This is a genomic window from Enterobacter sp. PI-10 (assembly GCF_027947695.1).
GTDB classification, from domain to species: domain Bacteria; phylum Pseudomonadota; class Gammaproteobacteria; order Enterobacterales; family Enterobacteriaceae; genus Enterobacter; species Enterobacter vonholyi.
The window spans coordinates 874,466-892,466 of the sequence record NZ_JAJNOG010000001.1; the positions used below are offsets into that span (position 1 = coordinate 874,466).

Consider the following 18,001-nt stretch of genomic DNA (forward strand, 5'->3'; position numbering starts at 1 on the left):
AGACATTATGTTTTTAGTCGACTCACACTGCCATCTTGATGGCCTGGATTATCAATCCCTGCATAAAAACGTGGATGACGTGCTGGCAAAAGCCGCTGCCCGCGATGTGAAATTTTGCCTTGCGGTGGCGACGACGCTGCCGGGCTATCGCTCTATGCGTGAGCTGGTGGGCGTTCGCGATAACGTGGTGTTCTCCTGCGGCGTGCACCCGTTGAATCAGGACGAGGCCTACGACGTTGAGGATCTTCGCCGCCTGGCAGCAGAAGAGGGCGTGGTGGCAATGGGCGAGACCGGGCTGGACTATTTCTACACGCCGGAAACCAAATCTCGCCAGCAGGAGTCCTTCCGCAACCATATTCGCATTGGCCGTGAACTGAATAAGCCGGTTATCGTCCACACCCGCGATGCACGTGCGGATACGCTGGCGATCCTCCGGGAAGAAAACGTGACGGATTGCGGTGGCGTACTACACTGTTTCACAGAAGACAGAGAAACGGCGGGTAAGCTGCTTGATTTAGGCTTTTATATCTCGTTTTCGGGGATCGTGACGTTCCGTAACGCTGAGCAGCTGCGTGATGCTGCACGTTATGTTCCGCTCGATCGCATTCTGGTGGAGACAGATTCTCCGTACCTGGCACCGGTACCGCATCGCGGTAAAGAGAACCAGCCCGCAATGACCAGAGATGTGGCTGAGTACATGGCCGTTCTGAAGGGCGTCAGTATCGATGAGCTGGCCCGCGTGACGACGGAAAACTTCTCCGCGCTGTTCCATATTGACCCCGCCCGCCTGCAATCTGTCTGATACACCTGTTTTTTTTAGGCTCGTAATTAATAAGTAAAGCGAGTAAAGTTCACCGCCTCATTTGGGGCGGTGAGGGTGTTTTTAGACACATCCGGACATGCTTTTTGTAAATAACTGAAAGTTTTTCGACCGCCTTAAGCTGAAACGTGATAGCCGTCAAACAAACTCAGAGGGAATTATTTTACTCTGTGTAATAAATAAAGGGCGCTTAGATGTCCTGTCCACGGCACGGTACTCCCCCCGGGCCAATGCGTGAAAGCGTAAAAAAAGCACAAATACTCAGGAGCACTCTCAATTATGTTTAAGAATGCATTTGCTAACCTGCAAAAGGTCGGTAAATCGCTGATGCTGCCAGTATCCGTACTGCCTATCGCAGGTATCCTGCTGGGTGTCGGTTCTGCTAACTTCAGCTGGCTGCCAGCCGTAGTGTCCCACGTGATGGCCGAAGCAGGCGGTTCTGTCTTTGCTAACATGCCACTGATCTTCGCGATCGGTGTAGCTCTGGGCTTCACCAATAACGACGGCGTTTCTGCGCTGGCTGCAGTGGTTGCCTACGGCATCATGGTGAAAACCATGGCTGTGGTTGCGCCGCTGGTTCTGCATTTACCGGCAGAAGAGATCGCTGCGAAACACCTGGCAGACACCGGTGTTCTGGGCGGTATCATCTCCGGTGCGATTGCAGCGTATATGTTTAACCGCTTCTATCGCATCAAGCTGCCTGAGTATCTGGGCTTCTTTGCGGGCAAGCGTTTCGTTCCGATCATTTCTGGTCTGGCAGCGATTTTCACTGGCGTGATCCTGTCCTTCATCTGGCCACCAATCGGCTCTGCTATCCAGACCTTCTCTCAGTGGGCTGCTTACCAGAACCCGGTTGTGGCGTTTGGTATCTACGGCTTCATCGAGCGTTGCCTGGTGCCATTCGGTCTGCACCACATCTGGAACGTTCCTTTCCAGATGCAGATTGGTGAATTCACCAACGCGGCAGGCCAGGTATTCCACGGCGATATCCCACGTTACATGGCGGGCGACCCAACTGCAGGTAAACTGTCTGGTGGCTTCCTGTTCAAAATGTACGGTCTGCCAGCAGCGGCGATTGCTATCTGGCACTCTGCTAAGCCAGAGAACCGTGCAAAAGTGGGCGGTATTATGATCTCCGCAGCGCTGACCTCGTTCCTGACCGGTATCACCGAGCCGATCGAGTTCTCCTTCATGTTCGTTGCGCCGATCCTGTACGTTATCCACGCGATTCTGGCGGGCCTGGCGTTCCCAATCTGTATCCTGCTGGGTATGCGTGACGGTACGTCCTTCTCTCACGGCCTGATCGACTTCATCGTTCTGTCCGGTAACAGCAGCAAACTGTGGCTGTTCCCAATCGTGGGTGCGTGCTATGCCGTTGTTTACTACACCATCTTCCGCGTGCTGATTAAAGCACTGGACCTGAAAACTCCGGGTCGTGAAGATGCGACAGAAGACAGCAAAGCTGGCGCGACCAGCGAAATGGCTCCGGCACTGGTCGCAGCGTTCGGCGGTAAAGAGAACATCACTAACCTGGACGCGTGCATCACTCGTCTGCGTGTGAGCGTTGCCGACGTAGCGAAAGTAGACCAGCCGGGTCTGAAAAAACTGGGCGCAGCGGGCGTAGTTGTTGCAGGTTCTGGTGTACAGGCAATCTTCGGTACCAAATCCGATAACCTGAAAACCGAAATGGATGAGTACATCCGCAGCAACTAAGTTGTGACCTGGGGAGACTAAGGCAGCCGAATGGCTGCCTTTTTTATTTGTGTCTTAAAAAACGCCACTGAGGCACAAGAGCGGTCACTCTTCGGTCAGCTGATGAACATTCAGGAAAGAAATCGAGGGAGGAGGTTGAAAGGACAGGAGAAACTCGCTCATACTCTTGCATTGTGTCACACACCGATCCCGGGAGTGTGTTTACAGCGGACGCATTGCGCCAGATTAAACAAAAAAGGAAAAGGTCATGGCTGAAGAAACGATTTTCAGTAAAATTATCCGCCGCGAAATTCCGTCGGATATCGTCTATCAGGATGAACTGGTGACGGCTTTCCGGGACATTTCCCCTCAGGCCCCGACGCACATCCTTATTATTCCCAATATTCTGATTCCGACTGTAAACGACGTAAAAACCGAGCATGAAGTGGCGTTAGGTCGTATGCTGACGGTGGCCGCGAAAATCGCTGAACAGGAAGGCATTGCACAAGACGGTTATCGTCTGATCATGAACTGCAACCGTCACGGTGGCCAGGAAGTTTATCATATTCACATGCATCTGCTGGGTGGTCGTCCTCTGGGACCGATGCTGGCACATAAAGGTCTTTGACATGCTTAAAGGGCGTATTGCAGCGCTGATAATGACGATGATGATTGTGGGGTGCAGCTCGCGCCCGGCGATCCCCGTGAATGATGAACAGACGCTGGTCATGGAATCCTCCGTGCTTGCCGCGGGCATCACGGCGCAACAGCCCGCGTTGACTATCAGTGAAATCAACTCATCTGCCTCCTCTACGCTCTTTAATGAAAGACATGAGCCCGTGACGGTCCACTACCGTTTTTTCTGGTATGACGTAAGAGGTCTTGAAATGCATCCGCTGGAGGCGCCTCGCAGCGTCACCATTCCGGCCAGGTCGTCGGTAACGCTCTATGGCAGCGCCAACTATCTGGGTGCACATAAGGTGAGACTTTATCTTTATCTCTGAGGGGTGAACCTTGATTAAAAATTTGAGCCGCTATGCGCTCGTGACAGCTTTCGCTCTGTTCCTGGCAGGGTGTGTGACCCGAACTGAACAGCCGGCGCCTGTGGAAGAGGCGAAACCGGGCACTGAACAGCCGACGCCGCCAACGCAGCAGCAGCCAACCGTGCCGTCTGTGCCGTCTATTCCGTCACAGCCAGGCCCGATTGAACATCCGGACCAGACGTCGCAACCCACGCCGCGCGTGCGTCATTACGACTGGAACGGCGCAATGCAGCCCATGGTCGGCAAAATGCTGCAGGCACAGGGCGTGACGGCAGGTAGCGTGTTGCTGGTCGATAGCGTGAACAACCGTACCAACGGTTCGCTGAATGCGGGTGAAGCGACGGAAACTCTGCGCAATGCCCTGGCAAACAACGGTAAGTTTACGCTGGTTTCAGCTCAACAGCTCGCGGTAGCCAAACAGCAGCTGGGCCTTTCGCCGCAGGATAGCCTCGGTACCCGCAGCAAGGCGATCGGTATTGCCCGTAACGTTGGCGCACAGTATGTGCTTTACTCTAACGCCACCGGTAACGTGAATACACCAGCCCTGCAGATGCAGCTGATGCTGGTTCAGACAGGCGAAATTATCTGGTCAGGTAAAGGTGCGGTTACGCAACAATGACAGCACGCGTGAAGAGATTCTGACGCGCTATTTTCCTCAGTACCGCCTTATCGCGCCGCAGGCCCATTCCGGGCTTGGCGGCGCGAGTTGCATTATAGCGCAGGGCGAACAACGTCTGGTCTTGCGGCAAAACCATGACCCCGATGCGCCTGCCTCCCATTTCCGTCGTCAGTTTCGCGCCCTGAGGCGTCTACCGTCAGATCTCGTGCCTGCCCCTCGTTTTTTCAGACAGGGCTGGATGGCCGTCGACTATCTGGAAGGTGATGTTAAAAGCGCGCTGCCGGACACGCCTGTGCTCGCGGCGATGCTGTATCATCTGCACCAGCAGCCACGTCTGGGATGGCGAACTACGTTATTCCCGCTGCTTGAACACTACTGGCAGCAGGCCCTGCCTGACAGGCGCACTCCAGTGTGGCTGGCACATCTCAGGCGGCTGCGTAAAACGGGCGAGCCGCAGCCGATTCGGCTCTCGCCGCTGCACATGGATGTTCATGCCGGAAATATTGTGCATACGTCAGCGGGCATCAGGCTCATCGACTGGGAATATGCCGGAGATGGCGATGTGGCGCTGGAGCTGGCGGCCGTCTGGACGGAGAGTGAAGCCGCGCGGCAGATGCTCATCATGGACTACGCCCAGGTGGCACACATTAACGCCGACGCGCTGAAGCGTCAGGTCAAACGCTGGCGGTCCTGGGTCGTCATGTTAATGGCTGGCTGGTTTGAAATGCGCTATCGGCAGTCCCGAGACAAACAATTTATTGCGCTGGCAGACGATGCCTGGCGTCAGTTACAAACTAAAGGATAAGAGAGGTGGATGTGGGTCCAGTCATGTTGGATGTAGAAGGGTTTGAGCTGGATGCGGAGGAGCGTGAAATTCTGGCGCATCCGCTGGTGGGGGGGCTTATCCTGTTTACCCGCAACTATCACGATCCGGCGCAGCTGCGTGAGCTGGTGCGTCAGATCCGCGCCGCGTCGCGCAACCATCTGGTGGTCGCCGTCGATCAGGAAGGCGGACGCGTGCAGCGTTTTCGCGAAGGATTTACCCGCCTGCCGGCAGCCCAGTCTTTTGCCGCGCTGCTCGGCACGGAAGAGGGCGGGAAACTGGCGCAGGAGGCCGGCTGGCTGATGGCCAGCGAAATGATTGCCATGGATATCGACATCAGTTTTGCCCCGGTTCTGGACGTGGGGCATATCAGCGCCGCCATTGGCGAGCGCTCGTACCATGAAGATCCGCGCATTGCGCTGGCCATGGCGACCCGGTTCATCGACGGCATGCACGATGCCGGGATGAAAACCACCGGGAAACACTTCCCGGGCCACGGGGCGGTCACGGCGGACTCGCATAAAGAGACCCCTCGCGATCCGCGCCCGGAAGCGGAAATTCGCGCCAAAGATATGTCGGTGTTCAGGTCGCTTATCACCGACAACAAGCTTGATGCCATCATGCCTGCGCACGTGATTTATAGCGACGTTGACCCGCGCCCTGCCAGCGGCTCTCCGCACTGGCTGAAAACCGTTTTGCGTCAGGAGCTGGGCTTCAATGGCGTGATCTTCTCTGACGATTTATCGATGGAAGGGGCGGCGATTATGGGCAGCTACGCTGAACGTGGTCAGGCGTCGCTGGATGCAGGTTGCGATATGATCCTGGTCTGCAATAATCGTAAAGGTGCCGTTAGCGTGCTGGATAACCTGTCGCCGATCAAAGCTGAGCGTGTTACACAATTGTATCATAAAGGTTCATTTAGCCGTCAGGAGCTGATGGATTCGGCGCGCTGGAAGACGGTCAACGCCCGGCTTGAAGACCTGAATGAGCGCTGGCAGGCACATAAAGCCAGCCTGTAAACCCTCCCGGAAGGCGTAGCGTGGTGAGAAGACGATGATCATCTATTTACACGGTTTTGACTCAAACAGCCCTGGTAATCATGAGAAGGTGCTGCAGCTGCAGTTTATCGATCCGGATGTACGGTTGATCAGCTACAGCACGCGCCATCCGAAGCACGATATGCAGCATCTGCTCAAAGAGGTGGACAAGATGTTGCAGCTCAACGTCGACGATCGCCCGTTGATCTGCGGCGTGGGGCTGGGCGGCTACTGGGCGGAGCGCATTGGCTTCCTGTGCGACATCCGTCAGGTGGTATTCAATCCTAACCTGTTCCCGAACGAGAACATGGAAGGCAAAATTGACCGCCCGGAAGAGTATGTCGATATTGCAACCAAGTGCGTGAGTAATTTTCGTGAGAAAAACCGTGACCGCTGTCTGGTGATCCTGTCGCGTAACGATGAGGCACTCAACAGCCACCGGGCGGCAGAGCTGCTGCATCATTATTACGAAATTGTCTGGGACGAAGAACAGACCCACAAGTTCAAAAACATCTCCCCGCACCTGCAGCGTATCAAAGCATTTAAAACGCTGGGTTAATTCCTTGCCTGCAGGCGTCGAAGCCCGGCCGTGAAAGCGTGCCGGGCTTTCTTTTTGACCAGAATTGTCTACTTTTAAGCCATCAAAACTTGATGCATATCAATTTTGGTATGACCAATGCGCCTGACGTGGTATTCTCAATGCACCTGAATGGTTTCAGTGCTGTAACCTGTTGTTAATTAAGGGTTATTTTTATAACTTTTAATTAACAATTGGTTAATAATTTGAGGGGGTCACGTTGACTACGCCATTGAAAAAGATAGTGATTGTAGGCGGTGGTGCTGGCGGGCTGGAGCTGGCGACACAGTTGGGTAAGAAGCTGGGTCGCGGTAAAAAAGCCAAAATCACGCTCGTGGATCGTAACCACAGCCACCTGTGGAAACCGCTGCTGCACGAAGTGGCGACCGGCTCTCTGGATGAGGGCGTGGACGCGCTCAGCTATCTGGCGCACGCGCGCAACCACCATTTCCAGTTCCAGCTAGGCTCGGTGGTTGACATCAACCGTGAAAGCAAAACCATCACTCTGGCAGAACTGCGTGATGAAAAAGGGGAGCTGCTGGTTCCTGAGCGCAAACTGCCGTATGACACGCTGGTCATGGCGCTCGGCAGTACCTCCAACGACTTCAACACGCCGGGCGTGAAAGAGCACTGTATCTTCCTCGATAACCCGCACCAGGCGCGTCGTTTCCATCAGGAAATGCTGAACCTGTTCCTGAAGTACACCAGCAATATGGGTGCGAACGGTAAGGTGAATATCGCCATTGTCGGCGGCGGTGCGACGGGCGTTGAGCTGTCTGCGGAGCTGCACAATGCGGTGAAGCAGCTGCACAGCTACGGTTACAAAGGATTAACGAATGAAGCGCTGAACGTCACGCTGGTCGAAGCCGGTGAACGCATTCTTCCTGCTCTGCCTCCGCGTATTTCCGGTGCGGCGCACAATGAACTCACCAAGCTGGGCGTGCGGGTGCTGACGCAGACCATGGTGACCAGCGCCGACGAAGGCGGCCTGCACACCAAAGACGGCGAGTATATCAAAGCGGATCTGATGGTCTGGGCGGCCGGCATCAAAGCGCCTGACTTTATGAAAGATATCGGCGGCCTGGAAACCAACCGCATCAATCAGCTGGTGACGGAGCCGACGCTGCAAACGACGCGTGACCCTGAAATCTTTGCTATCGGTGACTGCGCCTCCTGCGCGCGTCCTGAAGGTGGATTTGTGCCGCCGCGCGCGCAGGCCGCTCACCAGATGGCAAGCCTGGTCCTGCACAACATTCTGGCGCAGTACAAAGGCAAGCCAATGAAGGCCTATGTCTACAAAGACCATGGTTCTCTGGTGTCTCTGTCAAACTTCTCTACCGTCGGCAGCCTGATGGGTAACCTGATGCGCGGCTCGATGATGGTAGAAGGGCGCATTGCCCGCTTCGTGTATATCTCCCTGTATCGTATGCACCAGATTGCGCTGCACGGCTATTTCAAAACCGGGCTGATGATGCTGGTCGGCAGAATCAATCGCGTGATCCGTCCGCGTCTGAAGCTGCACTAATCTTTCACTCCCTCCGGGCTCTCCGGAGGGAGTTTTTAGCATTTCATGCTGTAGATCACAGATTGAGTGCTTAAGAGTTCTCCTAAATACAATATATCTCCTCTGAAGCCCCTTTTTTGATCCTTTATCTGATTGGCGAAGCCGTGCCTCCATTCCAAAATTGTTACCAATAGCAACAAAGGAGGAAGTCCCGTGAATAAATCAATGTTGGCGGGTATAGGGATTGGCGTCGCGGCTGCGTTAGGTGTGGCTGCCGTTGCCAGTCTCAACGTATTAGATCGCGGCCCGCAGTATGCGCAGGTGGTTTCTGCTACACCGATTAAAGAAACGGTAAAAACGCCTCGTCAGGAGTGCCGTAACGTCTCCGTCACGCATCGTCGTCCGGTGCAGGATGAAAACCGTATCGCCGGTTCTGTTCTGGGCGCGGTAGCGGGTGGCGTGATTGGTCACCAGTTCGGCGGCGGCCGGGGTAAAGATGTGGCGACCGTGGTCGGCGCGCTGGGTGGCGGCTATGCCGGTAACCAGGTGCAGGGCGCGATGCAGGATAACGATACCTACACCACGACTCAGCAGCGCTGCAAAACCGTCTATGACAAGTCGGAAAAAATGCTGGGCTATGACGTGACGTACAAAATTGGCGATCAGCAGGGCAAAATCCGCATGGATAAAGACCCGGGCACGCAAATTCCACTGGATGGAAATGGCCAGCTGGTTCTGAATAACAAAGTGTAAAAAAGATGTTCTCTGAATTTAGCTCCTCATGCGCTCAGGCTGAGGAGCTTTTTTTTGCTTCAGATTTTCAGTAGCTCAGGCCACAGCCGCAGCGTGGTTTCGCTTATATTCTGCAGTTTTTCCAGCGTAGCCCCTTCACGGGCGCTGATCGACATCCCCTGCAAAATACAGCTCAGGTATTGCGCCAGCAGCTGTGGGTTGCACTGGGCAGGGATTTCACCGCGCTGCTGGCGCTGAGCCAGAAATGCGCTAAGCGTCTCCTCCTGCATGGCATGCCGCGATTTCACCGTATTGGCAATCTCTTTAGAGGACGCCGCCAGGGTGGCAGAGGTATTAATCATAAAGCAGCCCGCAGGCGTCTCTTTACTGGTGAAGCAGGTCGCGACGGCGGTGAAATAATCCCGAAGCGCCTGTTCGACGCTTTTCTCTTCACAAAACAGCTGGGCTTCGTGTTTCGCCGCAAAGCGCGAAATGTATCTGTCCAGCACCGCCCTGAACAGCCCCTCTTTATTGGTAAATTCGGCATACAGCGTCGGCGCTTTTGCTCCGGTAGCTTCTACCAGATCGGAAAGCGAGGTTGCTTCATACCCATGTTGCCAGAAGAGAGTCATGGCCTTATCAAGCGCTGCATCCCTGTCAAACACTTTTGGTCGGCCACGGCTTTTCTTCGCACAACTCGTGACGTCGGTTGTCATGTGCCGTTGGTCCTCTGTTGGTTTGTTGAATGACCATTATAAAAATAAACGCAAGTCACCACCAGCGCTGAATGCTTAAAAATAAATTAATCATATGAGTATGAAAAATAACGACTTTAAAATTAAGTTAACGACCATTATAAAATTGTGTTGACGCGTGATGTGGATCACATTTATGATTTACCTATCGATCGTTAACTAAATGATTAACGACCTCAAATTCATCTGCTAAAGGTAAACATCATGAAAAACGTAAAAACCCTCATCGCTGCCGCTGCTCTGAGTTCACTCTCTTTCGCAAGCTTTGCTGCTGTACAGGTACAGTCCACCCCGGTCGATCAGCATAAAGTCGGGACCATTTCTGCGTCTGCCGGTACTAACCTGGGTTCCCTGGAAGATCAGCTGGCACAAAAAGCGCAAGAGATGGGTGCAAAATCTTACCGCATCACCTCTGTGACCGGTCCTAACACCCTGCACGGCACGGCTGTCATCTACAAATAAGCCGGGCATAAACCCTCATTTATGCCACTGCTAAAAAAACGCCCTGCACATGTGCAGTAATGCCGATCGTTTAAGAACACTTGAACGATCCTGCCAGTAAGAGACAATCCGGGTTCAGCCCTACTGAACCCGGATTTTTTTACGTCTGACACGATATGGACTTCGTTGTGGATGCTTTCCCATTCGAACTGAATACCTTTTCCCGCTCTCTGTATGCGTCCAGCGAGAGCCGTCTGGTCATAATCTGATGCATCCGACATAGTAGTGTCCACTAAATCAGTGGTGGGTATCAACGTGTCAGCTATGCGGAAAAATGTGACTCGCGGCAGGCGAAAAGGCTGCCCTGATTATGCTCCTGAGTTTAAGCAGCAGCTCTTTGCCGCCTCCTGCGAACCTGGGATACCGGGACGGATTTTATCCTCATATACTGTTGGCAGATAAAATCCTGCTTACGGAAACTGCTGTATATTCTTTTCAGGCGGCGAACCGGTTTAATATTTATTGCTGTTCGCGAGGGAAGAGCGATTTATATCAGGAAAAAGGGCCGAATAACCCTTCAATGGCGGTTCCTGAATATCTGATGATGCGTTCACAGGAAAAGCGCGTTGTCCCTATTGTTATTACCGACTGAATTGTTATATACGGGCTGGGTACTATTTTGGTCTTATTTATTTATGGTGTGAATATTTTTGTTTTATTTATTTTTAAACTGAATGATATGTATTTTGTAACATTCTGTGATGTGTTACGGAATGACATTTTATTCAATGGCCTGTGAGCGTATTGTTTTTTAATAAACAGTCATTCTTTATCAGGGATATTTGATGATGACAGGACCGTCAGGCATTGTTCAGCAAAAGAACACGTTAAACCGTTATTTACTGTATTTTCCACGAGGCACATCTTTTTTACCGGATGTTCACTTTTTTACCGGGGAAGAAGAACTCAGTAAGCCCTATCGCTACACCATCCGCTTTACCAGCCCGGCATCAAACATTGCCGTCAACGATGTCCTCAATCAGAGGGCGGAATTTATTCTGCGTGCCCCGAATCCGAAAGCTGGCTGGCACAATCAGGAGCCCTGGCTGCCGGTGCGCCAGATTAACGGGGTGATCACGTCGTTTGCCCGTCTGAAGTCATCTGCCGATGAAGCCCTTTACGAGTGTGTGCTGGAGCATGATCTGGCGCTGCTGGACCGGAATTACCGTTCGGCCGTATACATGAATGTGACAGTGCCGGAGCTCGTCACGAAGCTGATGAAGGAGAGCGGGCATTTTCAAGGTTACAACATCGATTTTGACCAGTTGAGCCACAGCTACCCCAGCCGTGAAATGATTATTCAGTGGAAGGAAACCGATCTCCAGTTTATCCGCCGTCTGCTGGCCGAGGTAGGGATCTGGTTCCGCTTTGAAAACCATGACAAGGTACAGGGCGAAACGGTGGTTGTCTTTGGTGACGGTGGCCGCCGCTATGCCTTCAGCGATAAGAAGCTGCCGTACGTTCGCCATTCCGGCATGACCAGCTATGAAGAATACATTACCGAGCTCGAAGAACAATACGAACTCATTCCCGAAAGCGTACTGGTGCGTACGTATAACTACCGCAATCCATTTTCGCCACAGGCGGATAAAACCATTTTCGATAATGATATTCCCGACGGGATAACCAGCGGCAAACAGTATCACTATGCCGATCATTATCTGGAGGACGGCGATTTTTACGGTGAAGAGGCGGAAACAGCCACGTTTTACGCGCGCCTGCGCTATGAGCGTCTGCTGAACAAACAGAGTGTGCTGGGAGGGACAACCAGTGACCCGGCACTGTTGCCGGGAGTGATGTTCCACCCGACAGGGGATATTCCTGACGGGTTTAAACACGGTTTTCTTGTCACCACAATGACGCTATCCGGCAGTCGCGCACAGCACTACCGCGCCATCCTGAAGGGGATCCCTTATCTGAACGGCTACAGCTATCGTCCGGAATATCTGCCGCGACCGGTGATTGCCGGTACGGTACCCGGTCGCGTGGCGGCCATCAATCGGGATCACACTTATGCCGGAGTCGATGCGCATGGCCGCTACCGCGTGAAGTTTGATTTTGACCTCGACGAGAAACGTGACGGCTTTGAAAGTGCTCTAATGCGCTTAGGCAGACCGTACGGTGGGGATGTGTTTGGTTTTCATTTCCCGCTGCTGGACGGCACAGAAGTGGCTGTAGCCTTTGAAGGCGGCGATCCGGACCGACCTTTTATTGCGCATGTCATGCATGACGGCAAGCACCCTGATCTGGTTACAAACCGCAACGACACCCGCAACGTGATCCGCACTGCTGCTTCGAACAAAATCCGCCTGGAGGACCGCCGCGGTCAGGAACACATCAAGATTTCCACGGAGTACGGCAAGAGTCAGGTCAGCGCTGGCCACCTCGTTGATGCAGAGGGAAAGCAGCGCGGTGAAGGTGTGGAAGCGCGTACTGACAATCACATGGCGCTCCGTGCCGAGAAAGGGGTGATGATCACCACAGAGGCGCAACCGCGTGCTGCGGGTAAGCAACTGGATATGACGGCCGCCATTGCGCAGCTGGAGAAAGCGTTGTCGCTGGCAATGACGCTGCAACAAAGCGCACTGACGGCCGGGGCCAGTAACGTGGAAACCGATCAGCAAAGTCAACTAAGCCAGACACTGATTAACCTTACCGGCGCGGGCCTGCTGACCTATGCCGACAAAGGTCAGGCGCACGTCACGCCGGCCAGTCTGCAACTGTCTGCCGGGAAAGATGTGATTGTGACGGCGGGCCAGGATACCAGCGTAAACGTGGTGAAAAAATTCTCTCTGGCCGTGGGGGAAAAACTCTCGCTGTTTGCCCGCAAGCTCGGCATTCAGATGATTGCCGGTGCCGGAGATATCACGACGCAGGCCCAGCGCGGTGCCCTGCATATGCTCTCGCAGAAGGATTTCACGATGGCGAGTACCGACGGGCAGCTGAACGGCAGCGCCAGACAGGGCATACAGCTGGTCTGTGGCGGTGGCGGAATACGCGTCAGTCCGGACGGGCTGGTCACCATCTTCTCGCCGACGGGAATCGAACTGAAAGGACCCAGTCTGAAGTATGACGGCCCGGAAAGCGCACAGGTCACGGTCCCGCCGTTCAATCAGGGCGCATTTAAACTCCGCTACCAGCTGCACGCCGGAGACGACCCGGAGCAAATTCTCGCGAACAAAAAATTCCGGCTGACCAGCTCGGCCGGGAAAGTGGTGGAAGGCGTAACGGACAGCAACGGCCATTCATCGTTGCTCGATGCCGATGACCTGGACACCTACAAAATGGAGTTAATGGAATGACGGAAGCCAGACAAAGCCCGTATGCCCCACGGGTCATATCAGAAGGGGATATTCCGGTACACAAAGATTTGGGTGAGGTGGCCCAGACCCGTCGCGTTGGCGTGCCGCGTCCGATGCCGGGGATTGTGATTCTGGTCCACGGCGTAAACGACGTGGGTGAGGCGTACCAGAATCAGGAGAAAGGCATTCTTGCGGGCCTTAGTAAGCGTCTTAATCGTCAGGATTTTTACGTGCATGAGTGGGGGGAATACAGAATTGCGCACCCCGGCCGCTCACCTGTTATCCCGTTTTACTGGGGGTACAAGCCTGTTACGCATGAAGACTACCAGGCAGACCAGAAGCGATACCGGGAAGAGGTTTACAAGCTGGGAGACAATGCGCACCTGCCGTTTGATGCTTATCAGGAGAATGACGAGAAGAAAAAAGCAGCACTGGGTAACGACGGCAAAGGTGCGTTTAAATACCAGAACGATAACTTCAAAAACGCCCTCGATACAAATTTTGCAAAAGGTGGCGGGACGTTCGCCAACGCAACAACCAACATTCCCGATATGCTGGGGCCTGGAGCTGGCGGTGCGGCGCTGGCTGCCGCAGGGTTTGCGACATTACACATGAACGGTGGCGATTACACGCACCCCATCTTTCCGAACCCGCACCGTATCTATCAATTCTTTGCCGCGCAGCGTCTGGCGGACCTGATTCTGACTATCCGCCGTAATCCGGTGACGGCAAAGGATATGATTAACGTGGTGGCACACAGTCAGGGCACGATCATCACCATGCTGGCAAATATGCTGGTCAAACAGGAGGGTTTTGATCCGGCTAACTGCACCATTCTGAACCACTCACCGTATTCGCTGGAGGGGCGTATCAGTGAAGACGCCCAGCCCGGCCATCACCAGACAGCGTTTGCCCGCCAGGAGACGTTTAAACACTTCTGCGCACTGATGGCGACCCAGTACAAAGGCGGAGAACTGTCAGACGCAGATATGCTGGCGATGGAAGCCAGTTGTGCTGCACGCAAGTCTTCTGATAACCCGTTACGCAAGGATGCCAGATATCGTCGTGATAATAACGGCAAAGTTTATAACTACTGGTGTCCGCAGGATGGCACTGTGTCTTTGCAAAACATCCAGGGATTCGGCTGGCGGGGGATTCCCGATAAGTTGGCTTCTGGCATTCCTAACCTGCGTCAGCGTGTGTTCTGCCAGCACCGCTGGGTAGGGCGACTGGAGACGGAACCGTTTAAGATGGCACCGGAGCGGAAAGGTGATTTCAGCACTACGCCAGTGATGAATGCAGGCTACTCGTACAGCGATGTGGTGATAAACGGCGAAGAGCTGCCGGAGCCGTTTATATTCAAACTCATGGGGCAGGATAACCATCCGGATAGTGATCCGAAGACCAGTGATAAACCGTACACGGCTTACATCGATCCGGACAGCCCGGATGCCTACATATCCTATTCAGCTAAAGCCAGTGCTATTTCGCGCACGGCATCGGCTACCTATGCGCTTAGTAACTATCAACGTATCAGCTGGCAACCGGGTCATGTATTAACGCCGAATGAGCTGCAGGTGGAAAGTTTTGACCGGGGGCATGAAGTTATTCGCGGCAAAGTGACGGGAACGAGAGATTTTTCTCAGCTGACACTGACCTGGCTTAAATCCCGTAATGAACTTGAAAAGGAGTGGCAGAAAACCGATCCGGTAGGCTACAGCCAGCACTCTTCTATTGTGGCGAGTGAGTTTGCGCCGTCTCATGCGATGGCGTTCGATCTGGCTATCGGCCAGTGCATTTCTTTTGACTATCAGGCAGGCAAGTTCTGGGAGGGATTGTTACACCGCGCGGACTGGCGTGACCCTCAAAATGGTTATCCTTTCGCTAAAGAATATTACCGAACCGGTAAGCTGGATAACGTGACGACAAAATTTTTCATGAACAAGCCGGATGACATTCTGCCAAAAGGTGAGTTCGGTGTGGAAAATCAGTTTAACAATGCTACGGCTGTCAAGCCGTCCCGTGACTTAGCTGCCGGGAATCAGGAGGTGGCAAATCTACAGTGGGATATGCCGAAGCCAAAATCTGACAGTGACCTGGGAATAGCGAAACAAAAATCGTGGTGGGAATCATGACAGGGAGACATATATGAGTCTGAAATATACAACGGGTATTAACTTAGTTGCGGTACTGGTAGGTTCCGGTTGCCAGGCTTCAGAGCCGCCGACCCAGGTAGTTTACCGTTTTGATGACCACCGTTACCTGGAATTGAAGGGTTGGGACTGTGAAGGTGAACTCTGGTACACCGATACACAACGGGGTATTAACTCTGAGCCTGTCAGCCAATTTTACCGGATTTACACCAAAAAATTTATTCATCCCTCTGAACATTATATAGCTATTCCTACCTGGGATTCTCCTGGGGCTATGGTTTCGAAAGATTATGGGCAAACTTGGTATCCTTCTTCGTTTGCTCCCAGAGAAAATGAACCTAATGGTGATTCATCACCTCCTTACGACGATATTATTTCCTTCACCGTCGTCAACGATCAGGGGTTTTTACAGACCAAACATCGGCTGTATATGTCGTCCAAGCCGTTTGATGATCCGCGCCTTGCCGCTGGCGGTTCTGGGATTGAATATACCGTGGATGATGGCATGGGCAACAAAGTTGATGGGAAGCTGGAACCCCGTTCCCCTGGGCCTGCCTGGGGGCTGGATTACATTACTAAACAAGGTCTGAAAGAGGATACAGCCCAGTTTAAGGCCAACTATCAGGGCTTACCCGACAAAGTACCGGAAGTGAAGGGGTACACCGGCTGGGATCACATGCGCTGCGATATGGACGCAGGAAGGAAGGGAAACTGATGAATGGTATAATTCGACTGAATGACCCGCTGGTGAGCGGCGGAAAAGTGATTAAAGCGTCCGGCGCGCAGTTTATGGGCCTGCCCGTCGCGCTGAAAGGTGATGAGGTGACGTGTCCCCAACACAAGGGGACGTTCCCCATTAACGAGTGCCACCCGACATGGACGATGAACGGCCGTGGCGTGGTCGTGGATGGCTGTAAAGCGGCGTGCGGCTGTGTCATTCGCACCACACTCCCCACTGCGGGGGCTGTGTGATGAACTGGTGGCTTTACCCTAAGCAGAACGAATTTAAACATGACTTTCCCGCTATGGGTGTGTGTGTTGTCTATGTGCTCGTGGTGATTGTTTGTATTGGTATCCGGGCTGTCACCTGGCCGGGTAATAAACATGTTGATTTAAGTTTCCTTATTGATGCCGTGGTTATACCTGTCGCTGCAGTAACCTTTTTAGTACAGGCCTTCTGTATGGCGTATAACGCGAACAGACACTACATAGAAACGCGCTTATTGATTGCGGCACGGCAGGAATACAAGGTTGTCAGCTATGCCAGGAGTAACATCATCCTGGCTGGCTGGTCGATACTGACACCGCCAAAGGCAACAAAGGAACTGGCACTGAACATGCTGAAACTGGAGGGGGAGTTTCCGCTGGCCGCCAAAATGCCGTTGAAAATTGAACTGGATAAATCATTCGATTTCACGCGGGCCGGGCAGGCTATTATCCACGTCCTGGAGCCGATGGTGGAAAAACTCTCTCGGTACAGGCAGATAGAAGCGCTTGTATGGGTGCGGGGTGGGGATGAATCCTGTAGCGATGAACTCCGGCGTGTGCTTGAACGTTCTGGGATCTCGACCAAAAAAATCACATTTTTACCTGAATGCCCGGATTATACGTTAGTCACAGAGTGGATAAAACAGACGAACGGCTACGTCGTTGAACGCCTGCTTATCTGTGTCGATTTGCATTCTGAAGAAGGGGAATGCAAGTGGATGGAGAATGCTACCGCGCTTCTCCTGACGAATTACTACGTTAAAACGGCAGGAGAAAAACCTGTTTATCTTTATCAACCTATGACGGCGGTTACTGACGTAGAAAGAGCGGTACCTGTTTATCTGCGTGCGGAGGTTGTCAGCAAACCCAAACAGATCTGGTATACCGGTTTATCGCGCACAGAGAAGTATCCGCTGCTGGAAGTGCTGGACGAAAAGAAAGTCGTACCGGAACGACTGGAACTTGAAATGTCTCTCGGTGAGCATTCTGCAGGGTATTCGTGGCTGGCGCTGGCGCTGGCATCAGATGCAGTGACGTATGCACAGGGCGACCAGTTTGTGGCGGCATCCCAACAGAAAAAGTTTTCTATAACGGCGGTATCATCCAGATTAACCCATCAGCCCGATTATCCGGCGGAAAAAATGTACACGCCACCGTGGTCTTCCGCCGGAATATCAGGAATGATGTTATTTTTCGCTGTGATATTAACTATGTGTAGTTTCAGCGTTAACGAGGGTAAAGAGATTTCTGGCTGGTTCCTGGTTATTCTGTTCGTAATATGTACTGGATTGTTTACGGCTGCAGGGGTATTTATCACCTGGCTACAGGGTGATAAGGCTTACCAGCACATGGGGATGTAATAATGGATGAACTAATTACTCTCATTTTACCTTATAAAGCTGTATTTTACAGAAATCGACCATTTATATATTTCGATACGTATCCCTTCCCGACG

17 protein-coding genes are annotated in these 18,001 nt (G+C 53.0%); 16 read left to right on the forward strand and 1 reads right to left on the reverse strand.

Translation table 11 applies throughout. The features are described 5' to 3' along the window. Nucleotides 1-7: 7 nt before the first annotated feature. From LRM19_RS04265 to LRM19_RS04310, 10 genes are all read left to right on the forward strand, one after another. Entirely contained in the window at nt 8-802 is a 795-nt protein-coding gene (locus tag LRM19_RS04265; protein ID WP_111965546.1) for a metal-dependent hydrolase, read from the forward strand. A 297-nt stretch (nt 803-1,099) separates the two neighbouring features. Further along, nucleotides 1,100-2,533, forward strand: coding sequence for a PTS glucose transporter subunit IIBC (ptsG, locus tag LRM19_RS04270; protein ID WP_023311158.1), 1,434 nt, complete (start codon nt 1,100-1,102; stop codon nt 2,531-2,533). A 247-nt stretch (nt 2,534-2,780) separates the two neighbouring features. Then, nucleotides 2,781-3,140 carry a purine nucleoside phosphoramidase gene (hinT, locus tag LRM19_RS04275; protein ID WP_014069796.1) on the forward strand — a complete coding sequence of 120 codons (360 nt, stop codon included), beginning with the start codon at nt 2,781-2,783 and terminating at the stop codon, nt 3,138-3,140. A gap of 1 nt (nt 3,141) precedes the next feature. Beyond that, nucleotides 3,142-3,516 carry a YcfL family protein gene (locus LRM19_RS04280; RefSeq protein WP_111965547.1) on the forward strand — a complete coding sequence of 125 codons (375 nt, stop codon included), beginning with the start codon at nt 3,142-3,144 and terminating at the stop codon, nt 3,514-3,516. 13 nt (nt 3,517-3,529) lie between these two features. Beyond that, nucleotides 3,530-4,174, forward strand: a complete 645-nt coding sequence (lpoB, locus tag LRM19_RS04285) for a penicillin-binding protein activator LpoB (RefSeq protein ID WP_197737691.1) — start codon at nt 3,530-3,532, stop codon at nt 4,172-4,174. Continuing rightward, nucleotides 4,155-4,979, forward strand: coding sequence for a thiamine kinase (gene thiK / locus LRM19_RS04290; protein WP_271367659.1), 825 nt, complete (start codon nt 4,155-4,157; stop codon nt 4,977-4,979). Before lpoB ends, thiK begins: the two co-directional genes overlap by 20 nt. A gap of 11 nt (nt 4,980-4,990) precedes the next feature. Next, nucleotides 4,991-6,016 carry a beta-N-acetylhexosaminidase gene (gene nagZ, locus LRM19_RS04295; protein WP_127732759.1) on the forward strand — a complete coding sequence of 342 codons (1,026 nt, stop codon included), beginning with the start codon at nt 4,991-4,993 and terminating at the stop codon, nt 6,014-6,016. Between the two features lie 34 nt (nt 6,017-6,050). Further along, nucleotides 6,051-6,593, forward strand: coding sequence for an alpha/beta hydrolase YcfP (ycfP, locus tag LRM19_RS04300; RefSeq protein WP_008500781.1), 543 nt, complete (start codon nt 6,051-6,053; stop codon nt 6,591-6,593). A gap of 238 nt (nt 6,594-6,831) precedes the next feature. Continuing rightward, nucleotides 6,832-8,136, forward strand: coding sequence for an NAD(P)/FAD-dependent oxidoreductase (locus LRM19_RS04305; RefSeq protein WP_008500780.1), 1,305 nt, complete (start codon nt 6,832-6,834; stop codon nt 8,134-8,136). Between the two features lie 192 nt (nt 8,137-8,328). Beyond that, nucleotides 8,329-8,868, forward strand: coding sequence for a glycine zipper 2TM domain-containing protein (locus LRM19_RS04310; RefSeq protein WP_008500779.1), 540 nt, complete (start codon nt 8,329-8,331; stop codon nt 8,866-8,868). 59 nt (nt 8,869-8,927) lie between these two features. Here the strand turns inward: LRM19_RS04310 and LRM19_RS04315 are convergent, their stop codons facing one another. After that, nucleotides 8,928-9,563, reverse strand: coding sequence for a TetR/AcrR family transcriptional regulator (locus tag LRM19_RS04315; RefSeq protein ID WP_024909039.1), 636 nt, complete (start codon nt 9,561-9,563; stop codon nt 8,928-8,930). Nucleotides 9,564-9,806: 243 nt separating this feature from the next. Here LRM19_RS04315 and bhsA point away from each other — a divergent pair, with 243 nt between their 5' ends. The 6 genes from bhsA (at nt 9,807) to LRM19_RS04345 (ending at nt 17,906) form a co-directional block, all read left to right on the forward strand. After that, nucleotides 9,807-10,064, forward strand: a complete 258-nt coding sequence (bhsA, locus tag LRM19_RS04320; protein ID WP_271367660.1) for a multiple stress resistance protein BhsA — start codon at nt 9,807-9,809, stop codon at nt 10,062-10,064. Between the two features lie 824 nt (nt 10,065-10,888). Then, the gene (locus tag LRM19_RS04325; RefSeq protein ID WP_442876242.1) at nt 10,889-13,405 is read left to right on the forward strand and encodes a type VI secretion system Vgr family protein; all 2,517 of its coding nucleotides are present in this window, start codon (nt 10,889-10,891) and stop codon (nt 13,403-13,405) included. Then, nucleotides 13,402-15,540 carry a T6SS effector phospholipase Tle3 domain-containing protein gene (locus LRM19_RS04330; protein WP_271367661.1) on the forward strand — a complete coding sequence of 713 codons (2,139 nt, stop codon included), beginning with the start codon at nt 13,402-13,404 and terminating at the stop codon, nt 15,538-15,540. Before LRM19_RS04325 ends, LRM19_RS04330 begins: the two co-directional genes overlap by 4 nt. Before the next feature lie 13 nt (nt 15,541-15,553). Continuing rightward, nucleotides 15,554-16,273, forward strand: coding sequence for a T6SS immunity protein Tli3 family protein (locus tag LRM19_RS04335; protein WP_271367662.1), 720 nt, complete (start codon nt 15,554-15,556; stop codon nt 16,271-16,273). Beyond that, entirely contained in the window at nt 16,273-16,530 is a 258-nt protein-coding gene (locus LRM19_RS04340) for a PAAR domain-containing protein (protein WP_115874741.1), read from the forward strand. Before LRM19_RS04335 ends, LRM19_RS04340 begins: the two co-directional genes overlap by 1 nt. Then, complete coding sequence (locus tag LRM19_RS04345) at nt 16,530-17,906, forward strand: hypothetical protein (RefSeq protein ID WP_271367663.1); 1,377 nt, start codon at nt 16,530-16,532, stop codon at nt 17,904-17,906. Before LRM19_RS04340 ends, LRM19_RS04345 begins: the two co-directional genes overlap by 1 nt. The last annotated feature ends 95 nt before the right edge of the window (nt 17,907-18,001 follow it).